12 protein-coding genes and 1 CRISPR repeat array are annotated in these 22327 nt (G+C 50.4%); all 12 genes read right to left on the minus strand.

Features of this window, described 5'->3' with window-relative positions; all coding sequences use genetic code 11:
- On the minus strand, positions 1-244 hold a 244-nt coding region (locus AC27IT_RS12945; RefSeq protein WP_487091828.1), incomplete at its 3' end, for a transposase.
- 116 nt (positions 245-360) lie between these two features.
- A CRISPR array of direct repeats spans positions 361-11015; the repeat unit is 32 nt; unit sequence ATTTCAATCCACGCATCCGCGTAGGATGCGAC.
- 168 nt (positions 11016-11183) lie between these two features.
- The gene (gene cas2, locus AC27IT_RS12950) at positions 11184-11474 is read right to left on the minus strand and encodes a CRISPR-associated endonuclease Cas2 (protein ID WP_025847370.1); all 291 of its coding nucleotides are present in this window, start codon (positions 11472-11474) and stop codon (positions 11184-11186) included.
- Positions 11475-11483: 9 nt separating this feature from the next.
- A complete protein-coding gene (gene cas1c, locus AC27IT_RS12955) occupies positions 11484-12515 on the minus strand; it encodes a type I-C CRISPR-associated endonuclease Cas1c (protein WP_025847368.1) in 1032 nt (343 codons plus the stop codon).
- Entirely contained in the window at positions 12512-13171 is a 660-nt protein-coding gene (gene cas4, locus AC27IT_RS12960; RefSeq protein WP_005835707.1) for a CRISPR-associated protein Cas4, read from the minus strand. The genes cas1c and cas4 overlap by 4 nt, the downstream gene beginning before the upstream one ends.
- Entirely contained in the window at positions 13161-14021 is an 861-nt protein-coding gene (gene cas7c / locus AC27IT_RS12965) for a type I-C CRISPR-associated protein Cas7/Csd2 (RefSeq protein ID WP_005835706.1), read from the minus strand. Before cas7c ends, cas4 begins: the two co-directional genes overlap by 11 nt.
- A gap of 15 nt (positions 14022-14036) precedes the next feature.
- Positions 14037-15947, minus strand: coding sequence for a type I-C CRISPR-associated protein Cas8c/Csd1 (gene cas8c / locus AC27IT_RS12970; protein WP_327944457.1), 1911 nt, complete (start codon positions 15945-15947; stop codon positions 14037-14039).
- On the minus strand, positions 15944-16663 hold the full coding sequence (cas5c, locus tag AC27IT_RS12975) for a type I-C CRISPR-associated protein Cas5c (RefSeq protein WP_005835703.1): 720 nt from the start codon (positions 16661-16663) through the stop codon (positions 15944-15946). Before cas5c ends, cas8c begins: the two co-directional genes overlap by 4 nt.
- A gap of 93 nt (positions 16664-16756) precedes the next feature.
- Positions 16757-19180: a CRISPR-associated helicase Cas3' gene (gene cas3, locus AC27IT_RS12980; RefSeq protein ID WP_340673049.1), complete on the minus strand. Its 2424-nt coding sequence runs from the start codon at positions 19178-19180 to the stop codon at positions 16757-16759.
- 437 nt (positions 19181-19617) lie between these two features.
- Entirely contained in the window at positions 19618-20562 is a 945-nt protein-coding gene (gene mdh / locus AC27IT_RS12985) for a malate dehydrogenase (protein WP_026558517.1), read from the minus strand.
- Between the two features lie 38 nt (positions 20563-20600).
- A complete protein-coding gene (locus tag AC27IT_RS12990) occupies positions 20601-21008 on the minus strand; it encodes a BMC domain-containing protein (RefSeq protein ID WP_025847357.1) in 408 nt (135 codons plus the stop codon).
- A 10-nt stretch (positions 21009-21018) separates the two neighbouring features.
- Positions 21019-21648, minus strand: coding sequence for a hypothetical protein (locus AC27IT_RS12995; RefSeq protein ID WP_241752853.1), 630 nt, complete (start codon positions 21646-21648; stop codon positions 21019-21021).
- Positions 21648-22301 carry a phosphate propanoyltransferase gene (locus AC27IT_RS13000; protein ID WP_487091829.1) on the minus strand — a complete coding sequence of 218 codons (654 nt, stop codon included), beginning with the start codon at positions 22299-22301 and terminating at the stop codon, positions 21648-21650. The genes AC27IT_RS12995 and AC27IT_RS13000 overlap by 1 nt, the downstream gene beginning before the upstream one ends.
- Positions 22302-22327 lie beyond the last annotated feature (26 nt).

Below are 22327 nucleotides of genomic sequence, written 5' to 3' on the forward strand. Positions count from 1 at the left end.
TTTCGTTCTCCTCTTCCAGATCACGAATTCGCTTTTGAAGGTCGCGTAGGGCTTTGTCTTCCGGCTTCAGTTGTCCACTGCCTGGAAAGGCTTGATTGCCGTCTTGCTTGAATTCAGCGACCCACCGGTAGATGGTATTTTCATGAAGCCCCATTTCCCGGGCTACCTGCGCCACCGATTTCCCTTCTTCTTGGATGAGTCGTACGGTTTGAAGTTTGAATTCCCTGTCGTACTTTTTCGTCATGTTGGACACCTCGATTATGAACGCTTTTATTGTCGCACTCTCGATTCTCCGTGTCCAATGTAAAGTCTAGCATCAATGCGACACAAAGAGCTGGCTGAGCAGCCGTCGCACATGCAATTTCAATCCACGCATCCGCGTAGGATGCGACATATCCGGTCGTGCGTTCGGGTTCAAAGGTATGGAATTTCAATCCACGCATCCGCGTAGGATGCGACGTGAGCGTGGCGATCTGATCGCCAAACTTGAGCAAGGATTTCAATCCACGCATCCGCGTAGGATGCGACGAGGATCGTCGGAGTGGCCGGCTTGTCCCCGGCAAAATTTCAATCCACGCATCCGCGTAGGATGCGACTGCATATCATGGCGATGTCAACATGACGGCCATCTATTTCAATCCACGCATCCGCGTAGGATGCGACAAGCGTTCCCTGTAGGCAACAAAAATATGCTTTAATTTCAATCCACGCATCCGCGTAGGATGCGACGCTCGTAATTGTCCGTTTGATTGTCGTTTCACTCCAATTTCAATCCACGCATCCGCGTAGGATGCGACTTTATCCCCACCTACATTGATTGTTTTGCCAACCCGATTTCAATCCACGCATCCGCGTAGGATGCGACCAGTTGATAGTGTTACTGTTGACACGCTAACAGATATTTCAATCCACGCATCCGCGTAGGATGCGACGTCCAACTTACCCATGAGCCGACTTAACTTGACCATTTCAATCCACGCATCCGCGTAGGATGCGACACTAGCTATCGTTTTATAGGTCCTTTCCGTTGCAGAATTTCAATCCACGCATCCGCGTAGGATGCGACGGCCGCCCTCGCCGAAGTCGTCCGCATCCTCTCTATTTCAATCCACGCATCCGCGTAGGATGCGACATATTGCGGTCGAGCAGCGCCACCTTGTTTTTCGGATTTCAATCCACGCATCCGCGTAGGATGCGACGCATCGGGGGCTCCTGCGTCCATGTGTTCGTGGCATTTCAATCCACGCATCCGCGTAGGATGCGACGCTTCGGTCAGCTCTAAAAACTCCTGCGTCAGAAATTTCAATCCACGCATCCGCGTAGGATGCGACTTAATTGGATTCGTATCCGGATCGGCGGCTCAGAAATTTCAATCCACGCATCCGCGTAGGATGCGACGTACCGACTGTATCCACACGTCAGACTGCTTAGACGGAATTTCAATCCACGCATCCGCGTAGGATGCGACGTAGCTGCGGGCGTTGGCATGTCCTTCGAAGACACATTTCAATCCACGCATCCGCGTAGGATGCGACCACTTGCAAAACAATCTTCCGAACCAGCCACTCAGATTTCAATCCACGCATCCGCGTAGGATGCGACCGTTCCTACCAGTCTTTTTTGAACGAGTATGCCAATTTCAATCCACGCATCCGCGTAGGATGCGACCTAATGAAGTAATACGGATTATCAAGAGGTTAAGGATTTCAATCCACGCATCCGCGTAGGATGCGACTGGCAAAAACCCTCCTAGTCTTCTGGCAACAGTGATTTCAATCCACGCATCCGCGTAGGATGCGACACGCGCTTGTCGGAGCTTGTCCAGGTAGACGAGCCATTTCAATCCACGCATCCGCGTAGGATGCGACGTGGATGTCCGATAACCTCAACTCCAATCGCGCATTTCAATCCACGCATCCGCGTAGGATGCGACCTATGCATAAACTCCCCCCTACCCTACCAAAAGCAATTTCAATCCACGCATCCGCGTAGGATGCGACCTCAAGCCAAAGCCTGGCACGGATAGCGGCGGCGATTTCAATCCACGCATCCGCGTAGGATGCGACCGAGCAGCTTATCTGGCAACCATCTTTGGTGTAATTTCAATCCACGCATCCGCGTAGGATGCGACTAGCGGATTAGGAGGGTGGTAACGTGGCCGTCATTATTTCAATCCACGCATCCGCGTAGGATGCGACTCCTGCTTGTCATCCTTCATTTCTAGGAGGTGAGCGATTTCAATCCACGCATCCGCGTAGGATGCGACGTAAGGAGGGGTAACGCATGGATTTTAAGCTAGGGATTTCAATCCACGCATCCGCGTAGGATGCGACGGTTGGATGGGTTGAGTGGGACAAATTCGCTAGATTTCAATCCACGCATCCGCGTAGGATGCGACGACGGTGTGAAGGCGGTTGTGGACGCGCTGATCGCATTTCAATCCACGCATCCGCGTAGGATGCGACCGGGATAGCCAAGACAGCCGCCCAGGCATACCAAGAATTTCAATCCACGCATCCGCGTAGGATGCGACTACTATTGGCAGTGGTAAGTCCTACCATGCCCTGATTTCAATCCACGCATCCGCGTAGGATGCGACGTTGGGGTAATTGTGCTGCTGGCGGCGGCGGGGAGATTTCAATCCACGCATCCGCGTAGGATGCGACCGAGAGACCGTCCGCGCTCTCGCGGAAAAAAAGAGGATTTCAATCCACGCATCCGCGTAGGATGCGACGATACCTTGAAGGTCTTGGCCGATACGCTTGGTGTTATTTCAATCCACGCATCCGCGTAGGATGCGACTGGGCAAGTTCATCACCGGGCGCGACCGGGATAAATTTCAATCCACGCATCCGCGTAGGATGCGACTCAACCCGATCTACATAGACACCAGCAACCGTAAATTTCAATCCACGCATCCGCGTAGGATGCGACGTCCTTGTTCCTGATCGAATAACGACCTACCCCACGAATTTCAATCCACGCATCCGCGTAGGATGCGACTTTCGAGGATAGCGCTCCGCGACAAGTGTTCTTATTTCAATCCACGCATCCGCGTAGGATGCGACGTTGGAAGCGGTTTATGTACGGTAGCATGCGTCTTATTTCAATCCACGCATCCGCGTAGGATGCGACGCTCTGCAATTCGGTCGAGGATTTCGTACCCCTCATTTCAATCCACGCATCCGCGTAGGATGCGACCCGTGGGACGCGGTACAGATGGTCGAGCGCTGGATATTTCAATCCACGCATCCGCGTAGGATGCGACTCAAGCCGGGCGACCGCGTGCTCGTGTCGTCGATATTTCAATCCACGCATCCGCGTAGGATGCGACACCTGCTCGGGGTAGTACGCGTCCGTGTCTCCGCAAATTTCAATCCACGCATCCGCGTAGGATGCGACGGTAAACAACATGGATTGGTTCCTCCTTTAGTTTGATTTCAATCCACGCATCCGCGTAGGATGCGACGCATGTTGGTGGATTCCTCTCCCGCAGCACCCGCATTTCAATCCACGCATCCGCGTAGGATGCGACGGTGTCCGGTATCGGTGTTGGTGCGGGTGCTTGCGATTTCAATCCACGCATCCGCGTAGGATGCGACCATTCGGTTCCGAGTATTCAAATGTCAGGAGTGGGAAATTTCAATCCACGCATCCGCGTAGGATGCGACGCACTATGGAGTCGGCACAACTTTTGCGATGCGATTTCAATCCACGCATCCGCGTAGGATGCGACTCGGCCGCAGTACAAAGGCTCTTGGCGTAGATATTTCAATCCACGCATCCGCGTAGGATGCGACGCGACACCACTTTCAGCAAGCTCACACTCAGTCTCGGCATTTCAATCCACGCATCCGCGTAGGATGCGACGTCAGCATAACGCATGGTGATCGTAGCATTCTCGCGATTTCAATCCACGCATCCGCGTAGGATGCGACGAACCGCCTGGGCTATTGATGTATAGGTTCAGTGTGTATTTCAATCCACGCATCCGCGTAGGATGCGACCCGCGATCTGGTTGTAGAGTTTGGCGACCTCACCAATTTCAATCCACGCATCCGCGTAGGATGCGACAAAGTGGGCACATGTCTATATTTTGAGGCCCGGCATTTCAATCCACGCATCCGCGTAGGATGCGACGGGTCGCCTCAGAGTCGTCTGCAAGTCAGGGTATACATTTCAATCCACGCATCCGCGTAGGATGCGACACGATGGTCGACTGGACTGGCTCATCGAAATGCTTATTTCAATCCACGCATCCGCGTAGGATGCGACGTTGAGGTGTGGAACAGGACGGAGGTGCAACTGCATTTCAATCCACGCATCCGCGTAGGATGCGACCGCCTTGGTTCGCCGTCGAAATGATCGAGCGTTGGATATTTCAATCCACGCATCCGCGTAGGATGCGACAAACGCGAGTCCGTAGTGGACCAAATCCTGTTGCTATTTCAATCCACGCATCCGCGTAGGATGCGACTGTTACTACTCAGTATCCTGCTCATGTGACCTATGAATTTCAATCCACGCATCCGCGTAGGATGCGACTACCATTACTTGTGAAAAGGAGAGTAGACGCGTATTTCAATCCACGCATCCGCGTAGGATGCGACCGTAAATATGGCGCATCTGACCCGGGCGATTGTGTATTTCAATCCACGCATCCGCGTAGGATGCGACGCGGCGGAAAATCCGGGCATGCCACGTCCGGAATTTCAATCCACGCATCCGCGTAGGATGCGACCGTGTTGATGTAGCTGTCGAGGTCGTGCAAAGACAATTTCAATCCACGCATCCGCGTAGGATGCGACGTGCGATCAGGTGCTGCCAAAGCAAGCCTGAGAGGCTATTTCAATCCACGCATCCGCGTAGGATGCGACGATGCGGAAAAGGACTTGATATCCTTTTTGCGTATTTCAATCCACGCATCCGCGTAGGATGCGACTCTACAGTGTAATCTCGACACATTTGGTACAATCGTATTTCAATCCACGCATCCGCGTAGGATGCGACACGATACCAAACACATTTCCTCAACTCCTAGTTTAATTTCAATCCACGCATCCGCGTAGGATGCGACCTGACATCGCCCCTACAAGGCTTTTCTCGCGCTTTAATTTCAATCCACGCATCCGCGTAGGATGCGACAAGTAATATTACACTTTGTAAATAAAGTAATCAAATATTTCAATCCACGCATCCGCGTAGGATGCGACAAGCCATCAAACGGGCTTGTTCCGCCCTTGCTTATTTCAATCCACGCATCCGCGTAGGATGCGACAAACAATCTCGTTCATTGGCCCCTCCTTTCTAAAGATTTCAATCCACGCATCCGCGTAGGATGCGACTCCACCTCTTTGCTAATCGCTGCTGACGTGCAAATATTTCAATCCACGCATCCGCGTAGGATGCGACATCTGTTGCTCGAACAGCTTGAAACGAGCAAACTGATTTCAATCCACGCATCCGCGTAGGATGCGACCGCATCGCTGGCGTATCCCGCGAACGTGAGAACATTTCAATCCACGCATCCGCGTAGGATGCGACATGGTCATCACAACCTTACTGGCGCAGCAGCCGATTTCAATCCACGCATCCGCGTAGGATGCGACCAAGGGAATTCGCAGCTTCACACTCGATACACAAGATTTCAATCCACGCATCCGCGTAGGATGCGACTGGAGTCATAAGGTGGTGATACAATGGCGTACGGAATTTCAATCCACGCATCCGCGTAGGATGCGACCAGCGCCCGTCGGTTCAAGCTCCTCCTTGACCCTTTATTTCAATCCACGCATCCGCGTAGGATGCGACAATCCTGAGATCGCAGAAACATTCGAACTGCTGACATTTCAATCCACGCATCCGCGTAGGATGCGACGGAAAAGATCAGGGCAGAGTACGAAAACGGCGGAATTTCAATCCACGCATCCGCGTAGGATGCGACGAAGCAAATCCTGCTGCGCCACAGTGCGATGATATTTCAATCCACGCATCCGCGTAGGATGCGACCCTGACCAGGCGGCGTCGCCCTTGCAAAAGTTTTGATTTCAATCCACGCATCCGCGTAGGATGCGACGGGACCCTATCACGCTGTGTTCCCCGTCCGCCCATTTCAATCCACGCATCCGCGTAGGATGCGACTTAAAAGCTCTGGGGTAGACCTGGAGGAATTGAAATTTCAATCCACGCATCCGCGTAGGATGCGACAAGCGCGGCGTGGCGGCCGAGGCGGAGGACGTGCGATTTCAATCCACGCATCCGCGTAGGATGCGACGTTGGCGTCCGGGACGTGCGCGTATATCCGACATGATTTCAATCCACGCATCCGCGTAGGATGCGACTGTCGTATTTACCGCGACGGATACGAAGGGTGCCATATTTCAATCCACGCATCCGCGTAGGATGCGACAGCGCACCGTGCGCCGATCCGTGCGTTCATCGACGATTTCAATCCACGCATCCGCGTAGGATGCGACGGAAAAGATCAGGGCAGAGTACGAAAACGGCGGAATTTCAATCCACGCATCCGCGTAGGATGCGACGAAGCAAATCCTGCTGCGCCACAGTGCGATGATATTTCAATCCACGCATCCGCGTAGGATGCGACCCTGACCAGGCGGCGTCGCCCTTGCAAAAGTTTTGATTTCAATCCACGCATCCGCGTAGGATGCGACGGGACCCTATCACGCTGTGTTCCCCGTCCGCCCATTTCAATCCACGCATCCGCGTAGGATGCGACTTAAAAGCTCTGGGGTAGACCTGGAGGAATTGAAATTTCAATCCACGCATCCGCGTAGGATGCGACAAGCGCGGCGTGGCGGCCGAGGCGGAGGACGTGCGATTTCAATCCACGCATCCGCGTAGGATGCGACGTTGGCGTCCGGGACGTGCGCGTATATCCGACATGATTTCAATCCACGCATCCGCGTAGGATGCGACTGTCGTATTTACCGCGACGGATACGAAGGGTGCCATATTTCAATCCACGCATCCGCGTAGGATGCGACAGCGCACCGTGCGCCGATCCGTGCGTTCATCGACGATTTCAATCCACGCATCCGCGTAGGATGCGACGGCAGCGCAAGCATCGGACATTCTCGCGGGCACGGCATTTCAATCCACGCATCCGCGTAGGATGCGACCGCTCCCTCCCGTCCTATTTCGTTAGAAAGTAGATGATTTCAATCCACGCATCCGCGTAGGATGCGACGATACGCGAAGGCAATATTATCATCCAGCATGACTTTATTTCAATCCACGCATCCGCGTAGGATGCGACTGGAAAGGCGAGGTGGAGACGCTATGCTGACGAAAATTTCAATCCACGCATCCGCGTAGGATGCGACATACGCGGAGTGGTACGACTTTCATGAAGGCGTAAATATTTCAATCCACGCATCCGCGTAGGATGCGACAGGAGTGATACGTGGATGGCAACAGGTGGCGGATGATTTCAATCCACGCATCCGCGTAGGATGCGACAATCTCGTGAGTTTGGGCATACTTTCCTCGGTCAATTTCAATCCACGCATCCGCGTAGGATGCGACGGGGCTGGCTACCGAAGAGCAGCGTCTGCGGGTGGAATTTCAATCCACGCATCCGCGTAGGATGCGACGGAAATAATCTCTTTGATGGGTTTGGATTATGCTATTTCAATCCACGCATCCGCGTAGGATGCGACCGTAAGCCCGAATTGGATGAGTATGCAATGGCGATTTCAATCCACGCATCCGCGTAGGATGCGACGGGCACCGTAGGGGCGGTGCGAAACGGGCTATCCGATTTCAATCCACGCATCCGCGTAGGATGCGACCAGACCCTGACACACTATCAACAAAAACATAAGGCATTTCAATCCACGCATCCGCGTAGGATGCGACAACCTCACCCGTGCCAACGTCAACGCGAGGTACCGATTTCAATCCACGCATCCGCGTAGGATGCGACGCCGGCTTGACAGAGTCCAAGAGCTTGTCAAGGGATTTCAATCCACGCATCCGCGTAGGATGCGACAACTCAACCAAGTCCTTTTCCGCATCCGTAACTCATTTCAATCCACGCATCCGCGTAGGATGCGACAAAACAGCACAAGACCCGTACCACTGGATACCAACATTTCAATCCACGCATCCGCGTAGGATGCGACACAACCTCACCAGTCCCAACGTCAACACGAGGCACCGATTTCAATCCACGCATCCGCGTAGGATGCGACTGCTGTCACTGTGATGGGTGTACTTTTGGCATGATTTCAATCCACGCATCCGCGTAGGATGCGACTCGTAGACTCGGACTTGCAGCCTACTTTGAGGCATTTCAATCCACGCATCCGCGTAGGATGCGACGCTGGTTTAACAGAGTCCAAAAGCTTATCCAAGGGATTTCAATCCACGCATCCGCGTAGGATGCGACCGCTTGCTTTGCTTTACGGGTGTACTTCTGTTCCCATTTCAATCCACGCATCCGCGTAGGATGCGACGGAACCGTGGCGATCCCCAGCAGTGGGGATGTAGACGATTTCAATCCACGCATCCGCGTAGGATGCGACCCCGTACCGCATACCTGCCAGTGTCTTGGCTGGGATATTTCAATCCACGCATCCGCGTAGGATGCGACTTCTCTTCCTCTACTGTTATCAATAAACCCAATGGGATTTCAATCCACGCATCCGCGTAGGATGCGACGGGTCACAGTAACATACGCAGCTTACGAATAAGGAGATTTCAATCCACGCATCCGCGTAGGATGCGACCTGCGCGATCTTGGGTATAACGTCGAGTGGAAAATTTCAATCCACGCATCCGCGTAGGATGCGACGCCGCATTGGATCAAACGAGCAGTTGTCGCGGAAATTTCAATCCACGCATCCGCGTAGGATGCGACCAGCAGAGTGATAAATGGCAAGCAGTCCCCCATCAGATTTCAATCCACGCATCCGCGTAGGATGCGACATAATACTTGTGTTCGACCGTGGCATGATCGAACGATTTCAATCCACGCATCCGCGTAGGATGCGACTTCCCTGTCCTGCTGCATGTTCATGTCAAAGATATTTCAATCCACGCATCCGCGTAGGATGCGACAAAGTGACAGCGCTTGATGTCGCGAAGGAAAAGATATTTCAATCCACGCATCCGCGTAGGATGCGACGACTACGACTGGTGCTGCGAGTGTGGCGGAACAGATTTCAATCCACGCATCCGCGTAGGATGCGACCCGACCGCGAAAAGATTGCGCAGCTCGAGCAGGAATTTCAATCCACGCATCCGCGTAGGATGCGACCGACCGGCTCGCACCTGCATTACGAGGTGAGGCGATTTCAATCCACGCATCCGCGTAGGATGCGACGCTGGTTTAACCGAGTCCAAAAGCTTATCCAAAGATTTCAATCCACGCATCCGCGTAGGATGCGACAAGTGGTTATGGGACAGGTATTCTAGTAATTTTAATTTCAATCCACGCATCCGCGTAGGATGCGACGACGCCCACATGGCAGGCACCGCCGCCCCTATAAATTTCAATCCACGCATCCGCGTAGGATGCGACGACCAAAGCGTTACACGACAGCGGACGAGCAAAACGAATTTCAATCCACGCATCCGCGTAGGATGCGACCGATAGCAGCTTTACAAGCAGCAACCAGATACGATTTCAATCCACGCATCCGCGTAGGATGCGACGTACCAGCCAGCAAAACATCAGCGACTACATATATGGATTTCAATCCACGCATCCGCGTAGGATGCGACCAAAACCGAATTTAAAATTGACATTTCGACATTAATTTCAATCCACGCATCCGCGTAGGATGCGACGTTCCTGTGATCGCTCCGTTTGATCGTTTGAGTCCAATTTCAATCCACGCATCCGCGTAGGATGCGACGATTGATTAGCTCGCTCACACGCAGCCCCGTGTACAATTTCAATCCACGCATCCGCGTAGGATGCGACTAAAGGGAGAAGAGTACGAGAGCGCTACCCTTGCATTTCAATCCACGCATCCGCGTAGGATGCGACGGAAGGTTGCAATAACTTTGCCACTTTCAGTTTGATTTCAATCCACGCATCCGCGTAGGATGCGACCCTGTGGGGTGTGATTATACCTCTTTTGGGCTTGATTTCAATCCACGCATCCGCGTAGGATGCGACGATTTTGTGACTTGATAGAGTCGATAGTTTGGAGATTTCAATCCACGCATCCGCGTAGGATGCGACTTAAAAATGGAGCAAAATGAAGTGGATAAGCCTAATTTCAATCCACGCATCCGCGTAGGATGCGACCAAGGAATGGGATAGGTTCATAAAGCGTTTGCGTAATTTCAATCCACGCATCCGCGTAGGATGCGACAAAAGCCCCCCGGATCAAAAAGATGGCGCGGTATGATTTCAATCCACGCATCCGCGTAGGATGCGACGTGAAAACGTGACTGATCTGGATGTGGCTAACAAGATTTCAATCCACGCATCCGCGTAGGATGCGACGACTATTTGGAGAGGGTGCGACTTGGCTTATCGATTTCAATCCACGCATCCGCGTAGGATGCGACACATAGCCCTTATCATTGAGATAAACGTCGTACAGAATTTCAATCCACGCATCCGCGTAGGATGCGACATCCCGTACGTGCCGGGCCGGGGCGGTTGGCGGATGATTTCAATCCACGCATCCGCGTAGGATGCGACGTTTTGTTTTACCTTGAGGGGCCTTATATCGCCCAAATTTCAATCCACGCATCCGCGTAGGATGCGACTTTTTCTCTTCCCACTCCTTATCCTGAAGCAAGGATTTCAATCCACGCATCCGCGTAGGATGCGACCAAACGCAGTAGCGCAAAGAGAACTGACTCAATCCATTTCAATCCACGCATCCGCGTAGGATGCGACGTATCAACAGTATAACCTGACAGGGTTGGATTTATTTCAATCCACGCATCCGCGTAGGATGCGACGCATCCTGTTAACTTGATTATAGCGACACATTAATTTCAATCCACGCATCCGCGTAGGATGCGACAGCGAATTTTCACCCCAAATATGCTTTCATTTTCATATTTGTAATCAAAATACGCTCAAATTCATTCATACGTTAAGATAATTTAGAGAAAGCAGACAAAAAACGGCATTTTAACCCGTTTTTCGGGTGCGAATCCCCCAGGGAATTCGTGTGCGCTTCACATTCGCACTAGACAATCAATGGCCCCTCTAAATCAATTGATTCTTTCACACCCAAATGCTCTACCTTATTCTTGTAATGATTGCCTAATTGATAAATACGGAGGCTATCCTGATCCAGATCGATGATCGAGAGCAATTCCAGCTTCAATGAAGTAAGCTGTGTGGAATCGACAATGCATTCAAACACGGAATTTTGGACACGTTGACCGTAATTTTGGCATATTTTCGAGACGCGGCGAAGTCTTTTTTGCCCTGCACTGCTAACTGTGCTCACATCATACGTGATCAATACCAGCACACCATTCACCTACTTCCACAAAAAGGGAGGATACTCATCCAAATCATTACGTAAAAAACGGGCTAACAATAAAGCTTGTACGTGCGGAACTAGGCCCCAGGAAATTTTCTCCCCAAGAAATGGATGAGTAATTTTCTCCTGTTTTTTATTTTGCCATGCCGTTAGGAACTTCTTTCTCGCTTCATCTCCCATAATGACGGCACCATTCTCTTTTTGGAAAAAATCCTCCTTGCTCACAATCTTTTTGTTAATTAACGACAGCACAAATCTATCAGCAAAAACTCCTCGCAGCTCCTCCATCACATCTAGGGCCAGGGAAGCGCGCCCCGGCCGATCTCGATGCAAAAAACCAACATAGGCGTCTAATCCAACACCTTCCAATGCCGCTGCCATATCAATCGCCAATAGAGAATATGCGAATGACAGCATCGCATTCACGTTATCCAGCGGCGGTCTTCGTGAGCGTGCACGAAAGTAAAAACTTTCCTTTTGTTGTAAAATCATGGAGTCAAATAGCCGATTGTAGCAAATAGCTGCCTGACCTTCTAGACCTCTTAGCCTCTCCAGATTTTCGCAATTCCTCACGTCCAAAAGTAAAGAAGATAACTGCTTGGACGCTTCCTTAAATCGGTCTACATCAATCCGCAAAGGATAGTCTCTGGTCATTCTTTCGATCATCCATTTATGGTTGTAAATCTTGCCTACTATAAAATTACGAGCAATTCTTGCGGAAAGAGCCTCATCCTCTGACACCAAATACTGTTTTTTTCTCAGGACGACATTCCCCTTGCTTTCCCCAATCACTCTGGCAAGAAATCGGCCGTTCATGGTGAAGAATGTCAATGAAATGTTTCGCTCAGCGCAATATCCCATCAAAGCTGGACTGGCGCCGGTGTAGCCAAATGAGATGATCGATTCCAAATTGTGTAATGGCAGCCTCCCCAACTTCTCCTGATCCTTGAGGAGAACAATATTATCGCCATCAAGCGATAAATACACATCGGGCTGTGTAATAAACAACGTATTTAGCAGTTTCTTCATTCGTTGATTTTCCCTTCAACGTAACTTTTTACGGTTCGTTTGTTCATGAGCTCCGGCAAACAAATATTTTGAAGGGAACAACTTCGACAGAAGGAGCCCGTCTTCACTCTAGGGGTATGTCTGCGATGATAGTAGTCTTGCATTTCAGCCACAATCAGCTTCACCTTATCTTTCAAATCAGCCGTTAGCGGGACCTCGACTCGATGCTTGATCTCATGGTAAAAAATATAGCCGAGGTCTATGTCGCACAACAGCATTTCCTCCAAACAAATGGCTTGGGCAACTAATTGTACGACATCCTCTTCTCCGCTTTTCGGCTTCCCGCGTTTATATTCAATGGGATACGCAGTGTATTTGCCGGAAGCCCCATTGATTTCAACGCCGTTATCGCTTTTCACAAACTCTACCACATCACAAACGCCTGTGATCTTGAGGCTTTCCGATTTTACAGGCATGGCTCGAACGATCAGTTTGTCTCCTCGCTTTTCTCTGGCAAACGGTTGATCTGCCTTCCGATGAAGATGTACGCCCTCTATCGTTCTGACATTCTCCTCCCACTGCTGTTCAATGTGAATCAATGCCCACTGCCGTTTGCAAAACTGAAAATGCTGAATGCCGGACAAAAGTAAATAATGATCGTCTTCACTAAATTCCATCCAAAATCTCTACTTTCAACCCATCCAATGGTTGCACCGAGAACATGTAGTCGTCAAATTTCTTGGGTTCTTCTACAAGTCTTTCAATCAATAACGATCGATGTACCTTTGCAGAGGAATAGTGGCCCAACTTGGATGGATGCTCCCACCAATACACCCTGTGAACTTCCATACTTCCTTCCGGACGGGCAGAAGACGCATCGTTCTCAAACAAGGTCACTAACGCCCTCTTGATTTTCTCGGCGTCTTCGTTCGTAAATCCCGTTTTTTCGGCGAGCTGCGTATTGATACTACCGTAAAAGACATACACCCCTGAGTCGACTCGATGCTTCATTCCCATCGTATCTGAGCCGCGAGAGGCTCCAGGCTCCGAGTTCACGCTTTTGGTAATCTGGACGCTGGAGATGTCAATCGGATCTAAACTGGTCGCCGTATGAATGGAAACAGGCCCTCTTACGCCGACAGATACACCCGCTCCTTTTTCCGCTTTGAATGCAAATACTTGACCAAAGCTTCGAACATCGATCCATTCCTGGCAAGCAATTCTGGCAAACTCATCGCTTGATACGTTTTTGGACTTTAATACCTTCTCCAGCTCGGCATTCGCATCCGCACGCTCTCGAAGGCTTCCATAAGAATCTGATTTGCGATCATTGGACTGTACAAATATGGATTCGCCCATATCCTGCAAACGATTTCGAATCTTCCGTTTCAATGCGACATCAGAAATTTCTCCATGGCCATCATAGTTTTGCCGTGGCCGATTGCCATTCAGCGGGTCCCCGTTCGGATTGGCTTTCGTCACCGATAAAACGACGGCAAAATCAATTTTATGATCGAGCGTTGTCATATGATTCTCTCCTTTTTAATGAGTTGTTTCCGTTTCCTCTGTATCGGTCGTGCTTTTTTTCGTATACAGGTCGTGCCTTTGACTGTAGAATCCGAGCAAAAATTTGCCGGACAATGGTTTGTTATTGAATTGTTCAATGGGAATACGCGATCCTATTTCGTCAATCAGACGGTTGAAATAGAACGCTTGTCTGCCCAGCCTTGCCTGATAAGGCTGCAAGCACGCCTGAATCGTCCGCCAGGTTCGCTCCGGATGTCTTGAAAACTCATTCATGTAGCGAACCGCATTACTGGCGCGGTCGTCAGCCCCCAACGCTCGTCGTTCCAAAACATCAGCCACGGCCAACAGACGGCCAAATAAATAGTCACGGTCATTTATGCTTTCATCCAACGCCACTTTGAATCCCTCCTGTTCTTCCTGTTTGTTAATCAGCGCACACGTGATGCTCAACGTCTTCTCCCACTCCCATTTTTCCATGGAAACGGGATTGGCTGCACGCCGGCAGGAGCTCATTATGATATCCAATGGAATGTTTCGGCCATCCAGCACACAAGGCAACATTCGCTCCATGACCCCTTTGACCACTTTGTCGCTTGCCCGTGGTCCGTATGCGGCAAAAGCAATATCTTTCAAGGCAGGCGCTCCAATAAACTGCACAAATTCCCCGTTGTCATTTTTGCGGTATGTATGCAACCATGTGCAAGTCGAATGCCAGTTCACCAGCTTGTCGAAATACTGCTCTTTGTCCATATTGCGGTAATACAATACCGCCATACGCCCCGTTGTTGCCGAATCGAGAACCAGAATATTCACATTGTCTTTTCTGTCGCGCAAACCTGACAATTTGTTGCGATACCCATCTAGTGCTTTCGCTACCTCTACAGCCAATTCCCGATTGGTATAGGCGATTTTGTCTTTGACGGGGGGCGGAGTAGGGTCGATCGAAAACAAATCTTCGGTAACCCCGGGAATATCGAGTTCAGTATTGCTCCAGACAAGAAACACTCTCTGATCGATGATCTTCCCTTGACGGTGGATGAGCCACTTCAATGCATTATGCGCTTTCTGAGACACCTCGTAACTGATGCTTGCCGCCTCGTGACTCTGAGCAAACCGTCCTCTGAATGTAAAGCCACTGTTGTCATTCGCCGAAATCAGTTTGGCTTTGTCTGCCGCATTTCTGATTTTGTTGGCATGCTTGTCTGTTGCAGGCAGCTTCTTACCCGTTACATAGCAGAAATCTTCGCCACCTAGCTTGCTGCTGTAAAATTGAATGAAAGAATCGTATACCTGCTGATCGTTCCACACCTTCGTCAGTACCTTCGTGGGCGAGTAGACATTAAATCTGACAAACGCGCTTGTCTGCTCTCCAGCAACTACCGAAAAGATCGGCGGCTTCGCTCCGTATCGCGCTTCGGCATTTTTATCCCATTTGCTAAGCAGTCGCTGATCTTCGTCTACATATAAAATTCCATGCTCGACTAAATCTTGAATCAACCGCCCTTTGCGTAGGTAGTGGTAGATGCTTTTCACTTTGTCGACAGCGTATGGAGAGCTTGCCCACTCTTCCAATTGCTTGATATAGTGCGGAAAAGCCTCTTCCTTTTTGATTTCTCCACCATAGGCTCTGTAATCTCCCGCTACGTAGCTTAATTTGTCATGCAAGGGATAAGGAGCGATCTTTGTACCTGATCGACTGGCAGAATCTTCTGTACACGGGATCACTGTACTCGCATCGCTTTTCTCAACGACTGTCGCTGAATGAAAGTGTCCGTCTTCCGTTATGTCCACTTCGATATGGGCGTTTTGTGTCGTATGCGAAACGGGCAGCAGCATGTACTCCTGGTCGTTAGACTTTCTCTCGACCTTGCCGACAACATTCAGATTCGCTTCGTATGTCTCGTACAAATTCAAAAGCCAGCTCATCGATTATCCACCTCTTCCAGTTCGGCAAACAGATCATCCACGGAGAGTAGGTTAGCAGAGTCGAAATGCTTTGGCTTCATGCTGGCAACCGTCCGGATTTGCGGACACTCCTCTGGTCGAGGAAAGCGGATAATCCCGTTCTTCATTACAGGATTCCATAGGCGAACTTCCATCTGATTCCGCCCGGTTTCGTCCGGATAATTGATGCCATGCACCATCGTTCCCAGGTGAATCTCCCCGTAGTTGTCATAAAACCCGTCCCCCTCGCCAAACACGCATGGCTCGACATATGCCTGACATTCCCGCGTGCCAAGGAAGATGTCTCTTCGCCCTCCAGCCTGAAGTGAGCGTTTCAAAATATTGTGATGCTTATGCTCGTTGCGATCATAAGCCAAATCCGGACGGTTCAGATTGAACTCGAAATGGGCCCGAACCTGGTAGCGAACGTCTCGCAAATACGTATAATTGGCAAGCGTATTCCCTCCGCCGTATTCAATTGGACGAACGCCCTTGGACTCCATGCGAATCGGGTTCATAATCCGAACTTCATCCACGATCATGAGCAACGTAGGTTTCCAGTAAATGGACTCGACTACACCCTTCAGGGCCTGGTAGGTAGGCAGTTGGTAGGATAACTTTTCTCCACCAAGTTTTGTTAACGGGTCTGTAAATAAGGCATACTGCCCGAAAACCTCGAATTCGATCGCGTTCCGCATAGCATCACCTCCTTTCTCATCCGATTCAATAGTTCAATCATACCATTTTTGTAACAGATTAGTAAGTCTGGGTAATATCCATTATATGAACGTTCAAAACATACTCATTTCAAACTGGCTGTCATTCTCGATATCCAGACCATACTCCCCGCTGTAGGCTGATTCCTTCAACGCCAGTATTTTTCCGTCCAGCAAGCTTACTAGCCCATCATTCTTGACCAGTTGCTCTCGTTCATACGAAAACAGGTTGATCGAATACTGTTGTGCCTTTCGCAGTAGCCTGGACAGGTTCTCAATGGTTTCATCGCCATTTAGTCGTGCAATCATCTCTTTTCCTTCCTCTCCGTACGGAACAAGAACGGTTGTTGTCTGGTCATCGATCACCTGAAAGAAATCGGCTGCCGTCCTGTAGCTGTTCACGATAAATAGCGGCAAACTCTCCCTTTTGGATTGTGTGTACGCGAGGTTATAGGAGCTGTTGTTCCTGTTTGCCATCAACAACTCTGTCATGTGCTTCTCCAGCCCGCGAATAAAATAATCTAAACGGGAAGCAAACTCCGTATAAAACTCTTGAAAATACTTGTCCATCGCCTGAACGGACAAGAGATTGCCGCCATGCAGGCTGGGATCTGCTTTGAGGTCGAGAAGCATTCGTTTCGCCAGGTTTTTGCCTGCCTTGATTTCCTGCAAATGATTCAAATTCTCCTCTGCATGATCGATGACATACACTTGCTGTATTTCCTTCTCCCCGTGGCGATTGCATCTGCCGGCAGCCTGCGCGATCGAATCCAGTCCGGCCAACGAGCGAATCACACAATCAAAACTGACATCCACACCCGCTTCAATTAACTGCGTACTAATGCATATCACTTTTTCCTCACGCTGCAAATGATCCCGCACTTGCCCAAGGATGTGGTTTCGATGCGCCGGACACATCGACGTACTCAGGTGGTAGAGCGGAATATCGAGCGTCTCCATTTGACGATACAATCTCTTCACAACCGTTTTTGTATTGAGAACAACCAAAATACTTTGGACCTCTTCTATTTTCTCGGTAATAAAATCAGCCAGCTTGTCCGTGTCAAAGGTTTCATCCGTTGCTTTATCCACAATTTCCACCCGTTTGAAAGCTTCAATGACGTGATCCACGTTTTGAATCATTTCAGAGTCAGCACTGATTTCCAACCGGCGCTCTACAAAATCAAGGGCCGGCTGGGTAGCCGTGCAAAGAATAAGGCTGGAATGACCATGCGATTTCAAAAAGTTCAGCGCATGATTAAACAACGATACACATGAAACCGGAATTTTCTGTACCTCGTCAAAAATAATGACCGACTCGCATAAGTTGTGAAGCCTTCGTATATTTCTGCTTCCCCTGGCATAGAACACATTCAGAAACTGAACCATCGTTGTAAAAATAATGGGTGAATCCCAGTTATCCTTGGCCAGCTTCCATTTTTGCCGTGTATTGATAATGCCATCCTGGTCCTCATCGTCATCGCTCATGTCGTCTATGACGTTGGAATGATGCTCCAGAATATGCTCGTCGTCCATGAGAATTTTACGAACTTCCTCTGCGTTCTGTTCGATAATCGTTGTAAACGGTACTACATAAATAATGTGCTTTTTGTTTTCTCGAATGGCATGCTTGAGCGCATACCGCAAACTCGCCAAAGTCTTTCCGCCACCAGTCGGAATGGACAGCGTATAGATACCAGACGGCTTCTCCGCAAACTTGTCGCACTGGTCTGACAATTCCTTTCTCAGTTCGTTGATCCGTGTTTTTGCCTCTTCCTTCTCTTGGTAAGAATGAAGCTTTTTCATCAGCCTCTCATAGTATGTATGAAACAGGTCTTGGCGACATGGAGTGGATTCCTCGTGCTTGTTTTCCTCAAACAACCTGGTGTTCGTACGATCTGCATCAATTAATGCACTAAACACAAACTTGGTCAGAAACATCAATTTGCTTTCGCTATTCTCTACAGAAGGCTTGTTGAGATAGGCTTCCAGTTCATCGATTGCACGTAACACATATTGATGAAATGCTTGCTCGCTGATTACTTCGTCAAAAAAACGCTGGATCGACTTGTCGTATTCCTTCAACGGTTTATCCCGGACACGATGCAAGTAAGGAGATTCCAAATCCGCATTTAAAAAGTCATGGAGGTAGGAGTGGTGAGAAATGATCGCATTTCCGACAACCTCAGCTAAAATCCAGCTTCCCCTGGAAGGATTCCCTGTATGAAATTTCTGATATAATAGTCTGCCCCCCGCAGTCGAATGATCGACGCTCCCTCTTTTCGGCGGTTCTCCTGGATTTTCCACAGCTTTTATGATGTAGTCTTTAAACTCCTCGGTGTACTTTCCCATGTCATGAAGCATACCCGCCAGACCTGCGATATGCTTGACGCCTATCTTCTCGCCGATCGATTCCGCCAATGCTTTTACTCCCAGCAAATGCTCCGCGACACTTTGTATCTGTTTGTCGCTTTCACGAATATGCGCGATGAATTTCATGATTACCGCCTCCTCTTCATCATTCAGCGATTATCCATACCGAAACGCATCCTGTACCTAGTTTTTTGTAGAACGATGTCAAAATTAATCATATAACACTTTTGGTAAATAGTGTATAACGCTTGATCTATGCATTTCAGGACCAAGGCCGCTTATCTGTCTAGTCGACGGGATGTATTTCTATAGCAAAACTTCATTCAAAAGATAGCTGCAGCCATTTGAGGCCGGCAAAGAAAAGGCAGACCGCGACGACAGCGCTCTATAGGTGTAGTACACACGTCTTTCGTGTAGCCAGAGTAACCTACGAAGTTACGTACAGAGGCTGTCCTCGTTCATGATAACTTATACTGGATAAGAATCTTATCAATACTTATTAATACAAAAAAGACGCCGCCCTAAAAAATAAGGACAACGCCTTGAGCAAAGCTTCTTCTATTTCACACCCCCGCCAGCATGCCCAGCGTCCGTTTCACCGACTGGGCCGAGCGATCCAAAGCTGCTTTTTCTGTGGCAGAAAGCGGCAACTCGATCACGCATTCGACGCCATTGCCGCCGAGAATGGTCGGCACGCCCAAATACATGTCCCGATAGCCGTATTCGCCTTCCAGGTAGGCGATGGATGGCAGGATGCGTTTTTTGTCCTTGAGGATCGCTTCTGCCATTTGCACGACGGAAGCCGCAGGGGCGTAGTAGGCGCTTCCGGTTCCAAGCAGTTCGACGATTTCGCCTCCGCCTTTTCGCGTGCGCTCGACGATGGCCTCCAGCCGGTCGGCAGGGATGATTTTGTCCAGCGGAATGCCGCCTGCCGAGGAATACTGGATCAGCGGAACCATCTCATCCCCGTGTCCCCCGAGGACAAATGCGGAAATGTCTTCAACCGATACGTTCAGCTCCTGGGCCACAAACGTCTGGAAGCGCGCCGTATCCAAAACTCCCGACTGGCCGAGCACGCGATTTTTCGGAAAACCGGTCGTCTGATAGCAGACGTACGTCATGGCATCCACCGGGTTGCTCAACACAATGACGTAACTATCCGCTGCATAACGGGCGATTTTTTCGGATACGTCGCGGATGATCCCCGCGTTTGTCGCGACCAAATCGTCTCTTGTCATGCCGGGCTTTCTGGCAATTCCGGCTGTGATGATGACCAGATCGCAGCCGCGTATCTCTTCATAATCAGAGGTGCCTGTTATACGGACATTGAGCGCCTGCACCGGACTTGCTTGCAGCATATCAAGCGCTTTTCCTTTTGTCGCCTTTTCCATGGAGGGGATATCCACCAATACGATATCGCCAAGCTCCTTTTGCGCCAGCATCAGAGCAGTCGTCGCGCCGGTAAAGCCTGCCCCGATGACCGCAATTTTTCTGCGTGTAAAAGCCATGCCGTTTCCTCCCGCTTACCGCTCTGGCCGGAAATGGTTTATGCCCCCGACTCCGGCGGCGACTGTTCTTGCTCCTTTATCGCTTGCTGGTTGCCCGTTGCCTTTTTTCCTGCAGCTTTCTCCCTGGCTTCCCCTTTGGCCGGATTGCCCGACGGTTTCGCGCTTGTCTTGCTTTCTTCCGTTTGCAAAAGTTTTTTTATTCCGTCATCCGGGTGCGGAATCACATGGGAGGCGATCAGTTCCCCTACTCGCGCTGCTGCCTCCCGCCCGGATTCGACGGCTGCCTGCACAGCGCCGACATCGCCTTCCACATAGATCGTGACCAGCGCCGCATCTGCTTTCTCCTGTTTCACCAAACGGACATCTGCGGCTTTCAGCATGGCATCCGCCGCTTCGACCGAACCGATCAGTCCCCGTGTCTCAATCATTCCCAATGCCTTGGCCAAGCTTTTCACCTCATTTTTCGTCAGTTCCATCGATCACACAGATGCTCTTTCCTTTTTCGCGTGCGGCATCACGGGCCAACGGCGTGACAATCGTCGTTTTGCGAATCCAGATTTTTTCTTCCTTGATCTGCTCGATATCTCTTTGCGTCAACAGTTTTCCCCGAAAAGTGATCCGCTCGCGGGAGGCGCTCGCGGCGAGAGCAGCCAATGGAGCGATTCGCACCCCAAAGCCCTCCAGCGTCTTTTTATAGCTGCCAAGGTGATGGGCATACGCTGGATTCGCGGCCTTGTCCGCGGAAACATCCAGCATCCATTCCAACTCAGCGGACGGGATGAGCGTGATGCGCAAGCCTCGTAAAAGGAGTGTCGACAACATTTGGCTCTCCGGCGTATCGGCAATGCCCAATGCGCCTTTGACAAGCAAATCTTGTGTTGCATCCAGGAAGACCGCATCGCGCACATTTTCCGGAATCGGGGTCGGCGTCAACGGCAGTTTGATGAGATTCCAGTGCTTTTCCAGTTGGTCCAGCCTGCCGTCAGCGGAAGCATTCAGCACGAGAAGGTCTGGTCTATTGGCAGACTCCGGCTCCCATTTGCGCAAAATCTCTCTGACTATCGCTTCGATTGTGGCATAGTCCATCATGCTAGACCCGTGTACTTTATCAAGTTTCCCGTTGCTCCGGTTGCGATGAAACCGGCGTTTGCCTCATCGGTATCCAGATGCATCTCCAGCCGATAGTCAGGCGAAACGCGGATCAGCACATTTTCAAAAGAAAGCGCGCGTCCACTCTCCACTGTTATGCGCACGTATTCCCCGTCACTCACATGAAAAGCAGCCGCATCCGCCGGGCTCATGTGCACATGGGCTTGTGCGATAATCAGTCCCTCCTGCAAATAAATACTTCCTTTTGGGCCGATGATCGTAACCGGAGAAGACCCTTTAATATCGCCTGACTTCCGCAGGGGAGGCTGCAAGCCCAATTTGATGGAATCGGTTTTGCTGACTTCCACCTGCGTCAAGTTTCTTGCCGGACCAAGCACCCGCACGTTTTCGATGCCTCCCCTTGGCCCGGCAATCATGACGGTTTCCTGAGCGGCAAATTGCCCTGGCTGGGAGAGCGCTTTTTTCGGGGTTAATTCATACCCGCTTCCAAACAGCGCGTCCAGATCGCGTCTGCTCAAATGACAATGCCGCGCAGAAACGGCAAGCGGAATCCCTTTTTCCGCTGGCGGCTGTTTCGAAAACTGGCTGACCACTTCTTCCACGATGGATTGGATCACGTTTTCATTCATTTTGTCATCCCTCACTTGAAAAACCG

Source organism: Brevibacillus sp. YAE8 (assembly GCF_057543335.1).